This window comes from Xenorhabdus sp. Sc-CR9 (genome assembly GCF_963897815.1).
GTDB lineage: Bacteria > Pseudomonadota > Gammaproteobacteria > Enterobacterales > Enterobacteriaceae > Xenorhabdus.
Genome location: NZ_CAWQTY010000175.1, coordinates 1 through 11,949, shown reverse-complemented (window position 1 = coordinate 11,949; position 11,949 = coordinate 1). Strand labels below are relative to the sequence as shown.

Here is an 11,949-nt window from a genome sequence, read left to right as displayed (position 1 = left end):
TAAAACTTTTGTTATCAATCATTCTAAATAAAAAAAGATAATCGAGGAAAAGAATTAGTTTGGTGCAATCAGACATTAATTTTATTATTAAAATCCGTTTTGTCTAATTAAATAATTAAAAAAAAATGTGTATGTTTTTATAATTTCTTGTAATTCTTAAGTGGATTAAAATTAAAATATAATTCAAAATATGTTGGTTAACTGATTTGTTTAATATTTTCTATTTTTAATTTAATGATTAGATATTGATTAAATAAAAATATAGTAATGGGATTAATATTTTATTATTTTAACACCTTTGTTTTATGGCGAAAATATTTCTTATAATGATATTTATAGCCATAAATCGGTCGCGTATTCAATTTATTGTTTGATTCTAAATATAATATTCTTTTTCGATAAAAGTACCGATAATTTTGTCATGCATTTCCGGCGATTTTGAATAACCGAATGTTTTAAGGCTCAATCGCTTTTCGGTTACGTAAGATGAGATTTTCACGTTCGACACGTTGTGTGGAACTTTTTCCGATTAGGTGCTTATTCTTAAGTAACTTATTGTAATATTTGAAACTATATGTACACCAGAAAGCCACATTGACGCTTTTTATTGCCAAGAAAAAACCACCTCTCGTCAACTTCACAGATAAGCTTAACTTCCCACTTATCCAGAGGAAGCGTTGTTACACATCGTGGTCGGCGGTATCCACTGCACGCTGTCAGCGTTCATGTCCGTCGGAACAAAGAAGATCCATACATTGCACCATACCTGAGCAAATTAATCATGACTGCGCCTTGTAGTGAGCCAGATAACGAAATGTATTGATTTGAGGAAGTTTCCATGCAAATGTCACAAGGGCATATTGCCGTGTATGACGATGGTGTAAAACTGTCATGTATAAATTCACATATCCAAAAATGGCTTTCACTTTGTTTTTGATGTTTGTTCTGTAGACGTTTTGTGATGGGAGATTTATTATCGATTCTTGATGTAGGATCGGGAAATGCAGCAGGATTTTGGCAGAATAACACGTCACGTTGTGCGAAGAGGAGCCTGAGCTGTGTTAAGTAAAATCCATTCTTACTTGGTAAATCAAGGATCTGCACTACTGCGTTTCCCATTTAAAACAACTCCTTTTGTCTTACAGCGTCAGGTGCTGGAACAGCTTCCTGGCTGGCAGTTCCGAGAGCACAGGCAGAAGGGGGCTGGCGTTTTTGGATTCCCGTCGGTTAAAAATTGAAGTGCGGGATCTTGGGTTTACACTGTTTTTTCAGCGTCGTTTACGGATTGAAGGAAACACAGAATTGGGACTGAATGTAGAAAATTTGATGGATTCCATTGAGCCGGAATCTATGCCATCCATTCTTCGCTTTGGTTTATTGCGTCTGGCTGGATTTATCAAAGCGGGACATAAAGAGGGCGCCGATCAACACGATCGCGCGTTATCGTCATGTTAATCAGGATCGAAATTCCTGTCGATGCGATGGGGATTGATAGCTTGCTGCGTCAATCTTTTGAGACATCGGCTGAAGCTGAAGTCGTTAATCAACTAAGAGAAGATGGTTTGTTGACACTGGGTATTGTTGCGACTAATGATGAAGGCCATGTGATTGGCTATGTCGGTTTCACGCCAGTTGATATCAATGGCGAAGATCGTCAGTGGGTCAGTCTGGGGCCATTGGCAGTTTCGGAACAATACCGTCATCATGGGCTTAGTGAAAAATTGGTTTATGAAGGTCTGGACAGCCTGAATGAGTTCGGATATAGAGTGGTTGTGGCTCTGGGGGACTCGGAGTATTACTGCCGCTTCGGTTTCCAGCTTGCCAACGCATATCAATTGTATTGTCCATGGCCTGATTGTGAGGATTATTTCCTGATTTATCCTCTGGCTGATGCCTCGTTGGAGGGTTGTCAAGGTCTGGTTACTTATCCTGCCCATTTTGATAACCTATGGTCGCTGTCTGAATGATCACTTCTTGAGGGTTCACTGATTGAGTGAAAAACTTTTCAGATAACCCGAATGTTACTAAATAAGTCGTTATACAGAGGGGCTGGAGCATAATCAGCCTCTCTTTTTGTCGTTTACTGAGTTTCTTCACGCGATATTCCACTTTCAACGCTGTTCCCCGATCTTTTACCAAACTCTGATAGACCAAGATCAAAGGACCTTTTCCTCTTAAGGCCTTGGCACCTTTTCCAGATGCATGTTGCATCAATCGCCGGAATATATCGGTAGTGATCCCGGTATACAAGGAGCCACTTTGTGTTCTGATCAGGTAAATATACCAATTAGATTCTTTAATATTCATTGCTTATTTTTAATAATTTCTATAGGTATATTACCCTATGGAATTAATGTGTTATTTGGGTATAGGCCAAATTTTTAGTATTTCATCAAGTTAACATAATGAATTATTTTAAATATATATAGATTGATATGCAATGTCAGTATTGTAATTCAAAATAATTGAACAACTATAGCAGGAATTGCTAATTATCATTTTCGAAACAGAGGTATAACATAGGCCGTATCACAAAAGGATGAAACCTATTTTAAGAGTGAACAGAGGATCTAAAGATGAAGTCTGTAAAAAACATCATAGCTATTTTAGCATTAAGTGCTATTTCATTTGGTTCATTTGCGGCTACTGAAGTGAAAAATGCTAAAGATGATAAGATTGGTGTTGTTTCAGTAACTGGCGCATCTACCCTGGATAACTTAACCGAAGAGTTATCCAAAAAAGCTGACAAAGCTGGAGCGAGTTATTTCCGCGTTGTTTTTGCAAATGGTCAGAATCAACTCAATGGAGTTGCCGAAATCTATAAATAATTTATAGTGTTCCCATGCAAACCTCTCGGTATATCTAGTTGAGTACAGAACACGAGACTGGACAAAAATCCAGTCGTGTTCTGTTACAAACAAGCAAAATAACAGCATGGAAATATATGTATTTAAATAAAGAAATTTTAACTATCAGCCGATATATTGCCAAACAACACGTATTCACACTTTGTACTTCCTCAACCCAAGATTTATGGTGTGCGAGCTGCTTTTATGTCTTTGATGCTGATAGCGTGGCATTCTGGTTTATGACTGAACCTGATACCCGCCATGGTCAGCTTATGCAGAAAAATCCTGTTGTTGCAGGTACTATCGCGGGACAAACCCGTAATATCGCTCAAATCAAAGGCATACAATTTCGTGGAGAAGTACTCCGGCTGACAGATGAAGCTGAAACCCTAGCCAGAACACGTTACTGCCGCCGTTTTCCTATCGCGTCAGCGGCCAAATCCCCTATCTGGCAGCTCAATCTGAATGAAATCAAAATGGTGGACAACACTCTCGGTTTCGGCAAAAAACTGCATTGGCAACGCTAATATCCGGTGGTTCAGTGCTTCTGACAATGAGTATTATCGTAAATAGTGGATAACCTGATTATGACTGCCTCGCCAAATTAGTGTGGGATCGTACAACAACTGCTCAAACTTTCCATCCACCAATACATGAATATAGTCGGTAACTTCGTGCTGAATCTCACTTAATTCATTAAGTACATAGCCCGTCCATAACCAAATATCTTGATCAGGGCACTCTTCCCTGACGCGTTTAACCAATTGCAGTATGGCGGGTACATTCTGGGGATGCAGGGGATCGCCACCGGATAATGACAATCCCTGCCGCTTAATGCGGTGATCTTTCAGATCTGCGACTATCCGATCTTCCATAACTTGAGTAAATGGCAGACCTGAATCCGCCCGCCACGTACTTTTGTTGTAGCAACCACGGCATTGATGCAGACAACCTGATACAAACAGCGTGCAACGGGTTCCTGGGCCATTCACGACATCAACCGGGTAATATTGATGATAATTCATGGCATTAACCGATTTGACCATTGCCGAGATGTTTCACACGGCGTTTGACTTCTTCTTGTTTCCCAGCGTTGAATGGACGGGCATCGGGGCTGCCGAGATAACCACAGACACGCCGGATAACAGAAACATGGGCAGAGTCATGGTTACCACACTGAGGACAGGTAAAGCCTTTGCTGGTACAGGCAAATTCACCGGTAAAACCACATTGGTAACATTCATCAATGGGCGTATTGGTACCATAGTAAGGAACTCTCGAATAGCTGTAATCCCAGACATCTTCCAACGCTTTTAAATTATGTTGTAGGTTGGGGTACTCGCCGTAACAGATAAAACCCCCATTCACCAGCGGTGGGTAGGGAGCTTCAAAATCCAGCTTATCGTAGGGGTTGACCCTCTTCTCCACATCCAGATGGAAGCTATTGGTGTAATAGCCTTTATCAGTAACCCCTTGGATCACACCAAATTCTTTTGTATCCAGACGACAAAAACGATCGCATAAATTCTCACTTGGCGTGCTATACAGGCTGAATCCATAGCCTGTTTCCAGCTTCCACCTGTCGACAGCTTCACGTAGGTGTTTCACGATGGAGATCGCTTTTTGCTGGTGTTGTTGATCATCAAAGAGATGAATTTGTGTACCATACAACGCATTTATTGTTTCATGGATACCGATATAGCCTAACGAGATGGATGCCCGTCCGTGCTTGAAAATCTCAGCAATATTATCATTGGCTTTCAGACGCATACCACAGGCTCCTTCCATATAGAGGATTGGAGCCACACGCGCCTTAGTGTTTTCGAGTCGCTCAATGCGGGTCATCAGGGCTTTTTTCGCGAGTAGCAGACGTCTATCCAGCAACCGCCAGAAAACTGCCTCATCACCTTTGGCTTCGAGTGCAATGCGGGGCAGATTCAGGCTAATAACCCCCAAGTTATTGCGCCCCTCATGGATTTGCTGCCCACTTTCCTCATAAACACTGAGAAAACTACGGCATCCCATTGGCGTTTTAAACGAGCCTGTCACTTTAACAACTTGATCATAATTGAGAATATCGGGATACATCCGTTTGCTGGCACATTCCAGAGCCAATAATTTAATATCATAATTGGGATCACCAAACCGATGATTCAATCCATCACGAATGGCAAAAACCAGTTTGGGAAAGACGGCGGTCTTGCGGTTTTTCCCCAAGCCTGCAATGCGGTTACGCAGGACAGAAATTTGAATCAAACGTGATTCTTTTGACATACCTAATCCAAACCCGAACGTGACAAATGGTGTTTGCCCATTAGCGGTATGCAGTGTATTCACCTCATATTCCAGAGATTGGAACGCGTCATAACACTCTTTTTCAGTGCGGGCTTCTGCATAGGCGACCTGATCTGCAATCTTCCACTCTTTGGCAACTGCCAGATGCTTGTCATAACTGGCTTTCACGAAAGGCGCGAGAACTTCATCAATGCGATTAATGGTCGTGCCACCATAAATATGGCTGGCAACTTGTGCGATGATCTGCGCGGTGACTGCCGTAGCTGTGGATATGGATTTAGGCGGCTCAATTTCCGCGTTACCCATTTTAAAGCCATTAGTCAGCATGCCCTGTAAATCGATCAGCATACAATTGAACATAGGGAAAAATGGAGAGTAATCCAGATCATGATAGTGTATTTCTCCCTTTTCATGCGCAGCAACCACATTATGAGGCAACATATACTGTTTGGCGTACTGCCTGGCGACGATCCCTGCCAATAAATCACGCTGGGTTGGGATCACTTTACTGTCTTTATTCGCATTTTCATTAAGCAGGGAGAAATTATTTTGCTCGATCAGGCCACGGATTTCCTGATCTAGTTGATCATGCCATTTATGAGAATTCACGATAGGGTTCCTCGATATATTATCCACAGGTGAAAATGACATGAGTACTCTCTTTTGTTAGGTGTGGATAATTTTGTGTACAAATACCATATGTAGTATTTATTTGTTATTAAAGCACAATATATAGCTTATTTAAGCTAACATACAACCTGTAAAGTTGATCTAAGACAAGGAAAGATTGAAAGGGACAGAGAAGGACGGGGTAAAAAGAAAAACCCTGATACCGAAGTGATCAGGGTTGGAATTTATCGAACTGCATGTATAGCAATATAGTCAATTAGCTACGGACAGCGATCGCTTCGATTTCTATTTTCACATCTTTTGGTAAACGGGCAACTTCAACACATGAGCGAGCAGGGAATGGTGCGTTATGCTCATTGAAGAACGCTTCATAAGCCGCATTGACGGTTGTAAAATCATTCAGGTCTTTGACAAACACAGTCGTTTTTACGATATCAGATACTTTCAGGCCAGATTGCTCAATGATAGCTTTAACGTTTTCTAAAGACTGACGGGCTTGAGCTGTAACATCTTCAGGGATAGTACCGGTTTTCGGATCAACAGGGATCTGGCCGGAAGTGATGACCATACTGCCCAGATCAACACCCTGTACATAAGGGCCGATTGCTGCTGGTGCATTTTCGGTATGAATAGAACGTGACATTAGAAACTCCTGTTTAACGTCGAAAATAAAATATTGTGAGATCGTCATTATAGTGATCCCCCGCTTTGCATCAATTGATACAGGACATTCTTACTCTTCGCCTTTCAAGCTGTAGTTTTATTGATTAGCGTTGCAACTTGAAATCCATTGGTTATTGGGTGCTAGAGTTGATGGTCAACAGTTATTGATGACAGCCTGACGGTCAAACTCTTTTTCACAGTATTTACAACGTAATACTACATCATCTTCAGCAGTTATCACATGAAAACTGCTTTTGACCGGCTCATTGTGGCTGATGCAATTGCTATTTGGGCAGATAAGAATGCCGTCGATCCGCTCTGGCAAATTGATGTGCATCTTCTTGACCACGGCATAATTTTCAATGTTATTGATAGTGGCATGTGGCGCATACATGGCGAGCTGATTTGCTTGCTGTTCTGTCAGGAAGGTATTTTCAATTTTGATCAGATCTTTTTTGCCCAGATGGTTAGAAGGTAAGTTCAAGCCGATGGTAATACGCTGATAGGTTTCGGTAAGCTTAAACAGTGACAATAACTTAAAGCCGACATGAGCTGGGATGTGATCGATAACCGTGCCACATTTAATGGCTTCTACTTGTAATTGATGGTCTTGGGTCATGTTATGTCATGAATACCGTTCTGGTATTCCTCCTCCAAATATTAGGGGATCAAGGGAAAAACAGCCTATTTTGTCATATACGATTTAGCATTTCATCTAATTAACTCATTAATTTTAAAGATTATTTAAGTTATTGATAGAAAGTATTTAAATTTAATGGCATGTATTTTTGTTGTTAATGTGTAAGGATATTGTTATTTATACTGTAGTGTAAATTATCTATATCTGTCGTCTCTCAAGGAGAAAAATACTGTGGAAAAAATTGTAGTAGACAAAAACTTTGACTGGCCGACAATTAATAAAATCCCTATTTATGAATGTCATGAGACTTTAGAGAAAGTTATTGATACAGATAAATTAAAACAAAAATCTGTTTATTTTCTGGCAGGAATAAAAGGCACCATTGAATATTGTATGGTGAGAAAAAGTGTCATTGAAAAACTCACAATGGCATCACAATTACTTCCTTCCCATTTAGGACTCCTGGTATTGGATGGCTGGCGCTCACGGGAAACTCAGCAGGCACTGCAAGATAAAATGCAGGCAGAAATTGCAGCTAAATATAATGGTTTATCCGCTGACGAACAGAGGCGATTGTTACAGCAGTTCGTGGCTCCGGCTCCGGTGGAGGAACATCAGGTCAGCCCTCATTTGACGGGCGGTTCTGTGGATGTGACACTCTTTGATATGGTATCTGGTCAGACCCTGTTTTTGGGGACTGAGTTTGATGAAGTCAGTGAAATCTCCTACACCGCAGCATTAGAAAAAGCCCCGGAACAAAATATGCCTGCCACCTTATATCGCCGATTACTTTATCAGGCCATGACTCAAGCCGGGTTTAGCAGTTTACCGACTGAATGGTGGCATTATGATTACGGTAATTCCTTGTGGGCATTTTATAAAAGCAAGGCTGCCATTTATGGTGCAATAGACCGAGCTAAATTTTAATTTAGATATACCTGTGTCGTCTTTCAAGTTGCAGCTTTGTTGGCTGCACTCGCTTCACCCAATCACCGTTTTTGTAAACATACGGTTAATTTATACTTCCGGGGATTTGCTCTTTTGCCGTCGTGCTGCATCTCGAAATCCATTGTGTATAAATTAATGGAATAGAACGTGCGCAACCTATTTTTATAAAATAACAGGGGGAATAATGAAAAATACCTTCATTACCGCTGACAATTCATTAATGCTCTGGGCTTTTATTATGATTGTCGTTGCTGCTGCGATTATGGCGGAACAACGAGTTAAGTGGGCATCCAAAATACCCGGCTCTGTTATTGCATTGATTATTGCTGTCTTAGCTTCCAACCTGAATATTATTCCCACTGAAGCCCCTGTTTATGATGCCGTGTGGGGATATATCCTGCCGCTGGCGATCCCCTTACTGTTATTTAAAACCAATTTACACCGCATTGTTAAAGAGAGTGGACGATTGCTGATACTGTTTTTAATTTCGTCCATCGCCACCATGATTGGAGCGATAATTTCTTTCCACATTTTCAAAGCATACATTCCTGAGCTGGATAAAATCAGTGGCATGATGGCAGCGTCTTATACGGGAGGCGGTGTTAATTTTGTTGCAATGGCTGCCAAGCTGGAAACCACCCAAGATATGGTAGCATCAGCGATTGTTGCTGATAATTTTATGATGGCGGGCTATTTTATTATCCTGATGGCTTTGTCCGGCTGGACAGCAGCGAGGAAATTCTGGGGAAGTCCATATATTGATTCGGTAGAAAATGCTCCCAAGCTGGATAAATCCCAAGCTTTAGCTGCTGCTTATTGGAAACCAAAAGACATAGCCCTAAAAGACATTGCATTGTCGCTGGCATGGTCTATTTTCATTGTCGCCTTATCGTTTCATCTTTCATCATGGCTAAAAGAACTGCTCGGAAAGCCAAATAATATTTATCAGGAACTCATTTTTAGCCTGATTTCTGATAAATACCTGCTTCTGACTACCGTCACTTTTATTATCGTTTCAATATTTAAAGAGACATTCAGCAAACTGAACGGTACCCAAGAACTGGGAACTTATGCCATTTATATGTTCTTTGTCGTGATTGGTATACCGGCATCCATACAGACCATTATCAGCCATGCTATGTTGTTATTTGCGTTCGTGTTTGTGATTGCCATAATTAATCTGATACTGACCTTTACAGCAGGAAAAATATTCAAATTCAGCCTTGAAGAAAACATACTCGCCTGCAATGCTAATATCGGCGGGCCGACGACCGCAGCTGCAATGGCAATCAGCCGAGGTTGGATTAATCTGGTCGGGCCGATAATGGTGATAGGAACTGTTGGTTATGTGATTGGTAATTACGTAGGAACGTTTGTTTATTTTTTAGTAGGGCAGTCATAGATTGGATAGCTTATTTTGGGGCATGTATTCAAAAAGTGAAGGTCATCACTGTTGAATACATGCCTATCGGTAGTTCAGCTTTCCAACTTTAGAGTAATGAATAAAACTGCATTTTGAAATCCATTAGGCATGTGCTAGTAAAGGCATGATGTTAAAGATAAATTCTTTGAAAAGTCTATAATATTAAAACCGAAGCCTTTTGATATTTTGACTATCTCTGTACCTAATATCCACTGGAATACAACGGCAGGAGCAACACTTATTGTCATATTATTATTATGCCAAATACGTGAAGTGTGAGCATGCCCACTGCCAATAAATTTAACTTTATATTTTTCACATATTGTTAATAGTGAATTGGCGTTATTCAACATGCAACTATCAACAATCGGTGTATTAACGGGTATGGCATGGTGATGCATAAACACAGCTGTATTTATTCCGTTGTTGTTAATTATTTTTCTTTCTAATTCTATAAGATTGTTTTCCGTGATAAAACCATAATCTTCTTTTTCAACAACAGTATCAACGGAAATAATATGCCAGTTTTCATTTTGATAATCACCAGAAGTGATAATGTATCCTGATTTTTTTTCGTTAAATGCTATATCAAAATTATCTTTGAGGTCATGATTCCCAAGGATAGCAATATAAGGTGTTTTTAATGAATCCATTTTGGTTAAAAAATATCTATAGGATTCAATATCACCATTGTCTGAGATATCACCAGATACAACGATTAATTCAATTTGAGTCAGATTTTTTATTCTACATATTTCCTGACAAACAAAATCAAAATTTTTATAAGGGTTCACATCAAACATTTTTTCATTTCTGTTTTTAGTCAAATGTATATCTGATAAATGAATGACTTTCATCTTTTATTACCTCTAAAAATAAATGGATTATATGAGATATTCCAATCATATATATCAGTTTGTTCTAATTTTTTTACTTTATTAGCCAAAATTATCCCTATAGGAAGGAGAATGATAGACATTATTACTTTATAAGACCATGTTGTGAAAATTATTATGATTAATTCATCAAGGCTATATTTTGATGAAAGGCTTATAGGATAGGCTGACAATAGAAGTGATGCTTGAGTGATCATTGAGGCAATAATATATCTGATGAAAAAAAATCGCCCAAGAAAAACTTTTTTTAGTGAGGATATAACGAATCCATTTATAAAGTATGAAATTGGAACTGAGATCCAGGTTCCTACCATAACACGCCAGAATTCACCAAATAATGATCTGAAATTCATTGATATTTCATTGTTCTCTGGCTGTGTATGTGATGCAGCAAAGATGACCATCACGAAAATTGATTGACATAGAACCATTATCCAGACCGTTTTTACTCCTTGCCTGTATCCATAAACCTCAGTCTGAATCGTAGATATAAGAAAGTAAAATGAGAACAAAATTCCACTGAATGTGATTTTAAAGCCATCAAAATCTAGGGTCTTATATACAAGAACATCACAAGTTATCATTATTGTGACTGATAAAGAAATAAATAAGGAATCATATTTAAACTTTGTACTATTCGGATAAGAGTGAGTCACTTTATTACCTTTAATTTTGCAGATTTAGATGATTTTATTTTTTCTGCCTTCGATATTTCATCGGAAATTTTACGGCCATCTTTTAATCCCGACATATAAGCAATTTTTACGAGGCTGGTTGGATCTAATTTTTCTACTATATTTTTATCCACAAGTATCTCTTTTCCATTTACTTGTCTGCGTGAGTAAGCATTTTGTATTGTGAATAACAGATCTCTCCTTTCCTCTACTATTTCAAATTTTTGCTTTTCTTTCATGTCATTTTCTTCAAATAGCGTTATAAATATAATGTCGGCAGGATTGATATTGTATAATAAATCACTTTCAAAAATATCTTTTGCTGTTACTTTTAAACATGTATGAGTACCCAGTTCTTTTAATATGTAAAATCCATTTTCTTTTATGGGTTCGAATTTCTGCAAGCTATATATATAACGAGGTTTGAATGTTTTCTTGAAGAAATCAATTATCTTTCCCATTTGTAATTCCCTATTTTAATTTTTTAATTGATTTAATCACAACCCCAATTATTGTATAATTCTGAGTTAATATCGTTTTCCTTTCGTTTTCAATGCCTAATATTGAAAAATAAATGCCATTTTCACCAACAAATACTTGTCTAAAACAGATAGGTGCATCTTTAATTTTTACGAGAACCACATCGCTGTCACAAAAACTTTCAGCTTTGGAAACTATTGCAACAGTGTTGCTGTCGAAATATGGAGATAAGAGGTTATTGGAAAATTCAATGGCGATAAGAGAATTTTCTTGTTCATGATGAATGCTTAACTTATATAAATTTATATTGGTTATTTTCCCTGAGATATACCAATCGCCATTGAAGATGCTTGATTTCTTATCCAAACCCGATCATGCTTGCAGCCATGAAAATTCATCTGACACCAGAACAAAAACGCGCCCTCGAATTGATGCACGATACGACTCGTGA

14 protein-coding genes and 2 pseudogenes are annotated in these 11,949 nt (G+C 38.8%); 6 read left to right on the top strand and 10 right to left on the bottom strand.

Annotated features, from left to right (window positions below):
• Positions 1–376: 376 nt before the first annotated feature.
• Positions 377–693: pseudogene (locus AACQ81_RS10360) on the bottom strand (IS1 family transposase); the annotation flags it as partial.
• A gap of 365 nt (positions 694–1,058) precedes the next feature.
• On the opposite strand from AACQ81_RS10360, the pseudogene AACQ81_RS10355 reads away from it, so the two are divergent.
• A pseudogene (locus tag AACQ81_RS10355) lies at positions 1,059–1,455 on the top strand (SCP2 domain-containing protein).
• Positions 1,449–1,967: a GNAT family N-acetyltransferase gene (locus tag AACQ81_RS10350; RefSeq protein ID WP_237387235.1), complete on the top strand. Its 519-nt coding sequence runs from the start codon at positions 1,449–1,451 to the stop codon at positions 1,965–1,967. The pseudogene AACQ81_RS10355 and the gene AACQ81_RS10350 overlap by 7 nt, the downstream one beginning before the upstream one ends.
• Here the strand turns inward: AACQ81_RS10350 and AACQ81_RS10345 are convergent.
• On the bottom strand, positions 1,921–2,307 hold the full coding sequence (locus AACQ81_RS10345) for a GIY-YIG nuclease family protein (RefSeq protein ID WP_237387234.1): 387 nt from the start codon (positions 2,305–2,307) through the stop codon (positions 1,921–1,923). The two genes, AACQ81_RS10350 and AACQ81_RS10345, sit on opposite strands and share 47 nt — an antisense overlap.
• 269 nt (positions 2,308–2,576) lie before the next feature.
• On the opposite strand from AACQ81_RS10345, the gene bhsA reads away from it, so the two are divergent.
• Positions 2,577–2,828, top strand: a complete 252-nt coding sequence (gene bhsA, locus AACQ81_RS10340) for a multiple stress resistance protein BhsA (protein WP_237387233.1) — start codon at positions 2,577–2,579, stop codon at positions 2,826–2,828.
• Positions 2,829–2,944: 116 nt separating this feature from the next.
• Positions 2,945–3,376, top strand: a complete 432-nt coding sequence (locus AACQ81_RS10335; RefSeq protein ID WP_237387232.1) for a YhbP family protein — start codon at positions 2,945–2,947, stop codon at positions 3,374–3,376.
• 33 nt (positions 3,377–3,409) lie between these two features.
• Here the strand turns inward: AACQ81_RS10335 and nrdG are convergent, their stop codons facing one another.
• The 4 genes from nrdG to pyrI form a co-directional block, all read right to left on the bottom strand.
• Complete coding sequence (gene nrdG / locus AACQ81_RS10330) at positions 3,410–3,874, bottom strand: anaerobic ribonucleoside-triphosphate reductase-activating protein (protein ID WP_237387231.1); 465 nt, start codon at positions 3,872–3,874, stop codon at positions 3,410–3,412.
• A 4-nt stretch (positions 3,875–3,878) separates the two neighbouring features.
• Positions 3,879–5,795, bottom strand: a complete 1,917-nt coding sequence (gene nrdD, locus AACQ81_RS10325) for an anaerobic ribonucleoside-triphosphate reductase (protein ID WP_336885678.1) — start codon at positions 5,793–5,795, stop codon at positions 3,879–3,881.
• A 235-nt stretch (positions 5,796–6,030) separates the two neighbouring features.
• Positions 6,031–6,417 carry a 2-iminobutanoate/2-iminopropanoate deaminase gene (gene ridA / locus AACQ81_RS10320; protein ID WP_237387230.1) on the bottom strand — a complete coding sequence of 129 codons (387 nt, stop codon included), beginning with the start codon at positions 6,415–6,417 and terminating at the stop codon, positions 6,031–6,033.
• Positions 6,418–6,591: 174 nt separating this feature from the next.
• Positions 6,592–7,056 carry an aspartate carbamoyltransferase regulatory subunit gene (gene pyrI / locus AACQ81_RS10315; protein WP_237387229.1) on the bottom strand — a complete coding sequence of 155 codons (465 nt, stop codon included), beginning with the start codon at positions 7,054–7,056 and terminating at the stop codon, positions 6,592–6,594.
• 252 nt (positions 7,057–7,308) lie between these two features.
• Here pyrI and AACQ81_RS10310 point away from each other — a divergent pair, with 252 nt between their 5' ends.
• Positions 7,309–8,004: a M15 family metallopeptidase gene (locus AACQ81_RS10310; RefSeq protein WP_237387228.1), complete on the top strand. Its 696-nt coding sequence runs from the start codon at positions 7,309–7,311 to the stop codon at positions 8,002–8,004.
• A gap of 205 nt (positions 8,005–8,209) precedes the next feature.
• Entirely contained in the window at positions 8,210–9,427 is a 1,218-nt protein-coding gene (locus tag AACQ81_RS10305; RefSeq protein ID WP_237387227.1) for a DUF819 family protein, read from the top strand.
• A gap of 134 nt (positions 9,428–9,561) precedes the next feature.
• Here the strand turns inward: AACQ81_RS10305 and AACQ81_RS10300 are convergent, their stop codons facing one another.
• The 4 genes from AACQ81_RS10300 to AACQ81_RS10285 all read right to left on the bottom strand — a co-directional run bounded on the left by AACQ81_RS10300 (position 9,562) and on the right by AACQ81_RS10285 (position 11,864).
• On the bottom strand, positions 9,562–10,305 hold the full coding sequence (locus AACQ81_RS10300; RefSeq protein ID WP_237387226.1) for a metallophosphoesterase family protein: 744 nt from the start codon (positions 10,303–10,305) through the stop codon (positions 9,562–9,564).
• Positions 10,302–10,928, bottom strand: coding sequence for a VUT family protein (locus tag AACQ81_RS10295; RefSeq protein ID WP_237387225.1), 627 nt, complete (start codon positions 10,926–10,928; stop codon positions 10,302–10,304). Before AACQ81_RS10295 ends, AACQ81_RS10300 begins: the two co-directional genes overlap by 4 nt.
• Before the next feature lie 68 nt (positions 10,929–10,996).
• Positions 10,997–11,479 carry a hypothetical protein gene (locus AACQ81_RS10290; RefSeq protein WP_237387224.1) on the bottom strand — a complete coding sequence of 161 codons (483 nt, stop codon included), beginning with the start codon at positions 11,477–11,479 and terminating at the stop codon, positions 10,997–10,999.
• A gap of 10 nt (positions 11,480–11,489) precedes the next feature.
• Positions 11,490–11,864, bottom strand: a complete 375-nt coding sequence (locus tag AACQ81_RS10285) for a hypothetical protein (protein WP_237387223.1) — start codon at positions 11,862–11,864, stop codon at positions 11,490–11,492.
• Positions 11,865–11,949: the final 85 nt, after the last annotated feature.

Bases quoted from the DNA above. Each gene is read 5' to 3' on its own strand.
- AACQ81_RS10350 (WP_237387235.1), top strand. From the start codon at position 1,449: ATGTTAATCAGGATCGAAATTCCTGTCGATGCGATGGGGATTGATAGC.
- AACQ81_RS10345 (WP_237387234.1), bottom strand. From the start codon at position 2,307: ATGAATATTAAAGAATCTAATTGGTATATTTACCTGATCAGAACACAA.
- bhsA (WP_237387233.1), top strand. From the start codon at position 2,577: ATGAAGTCTGTAAAAAACATCATAGCTATTTTAGCATTAAGTGCTATT.
- AACQ81_RS10335 (WP_237387232.1), top strand. From the start codon at position 2,945: ATGTATTTAAATAAAGAAATTTTAACTATCAGCCGATATATTGCCAAA.
- nrdG (WP_237387231.1), bottom strand. From the start codon at position 3,874: ATGAATTATCATCAATATTACCCGGTTGATGTCGTGAATGGCCCAGGA.
- nrdD (WP_336885678.1), bottom strand. From the start codon at position 5,795: ATGTCATTTTCACCTGTGGATAATATATCGAGGAACCCTATCGTGAAT.
- ridA (WP_237387230.1), bottom strand. From the start codon at position 6,417: ATGTCACGTTCTATTCATACCGAAAATGCACCAGCAGCAATCGGCCCT.
- pyrI (WP_237387229.1), bottom strand. From the start codon at position 7,056: ATGACCCAAGACCATCAATTACAAGTAGAAGCCATTAAATGTGGCACG.
- AACQ81_RS10305 (WP_237387227.1), top strand. From the start codon at position 8,210: ATGAAAAATACCTTCATTACCGCTGACAATTCATTAATGCTCTGGGCT.
- AACQ81_RS10300 (WP_237387226.1), bottom strand. From the start codon at position 10,305: ATGAAAGTCATTCATTTATCAGATATACATTTGACTAAAAACAGAAAT.
- AACQ81_RS10295 (WP_237387225.1), bottom strand. From the start codon at position 10,928: ATGATAACTTGTGATGTTCTTGTATATAAGACCCTAGATTTTGATGGC.
- AACQ81_RS10290 (WP_237387224.1), bottom strand. From the start codon at position 11,479: ATGGGAAAGATAATTGATTTCTTCAAGAAAACATTCAAACCTCGTTAT.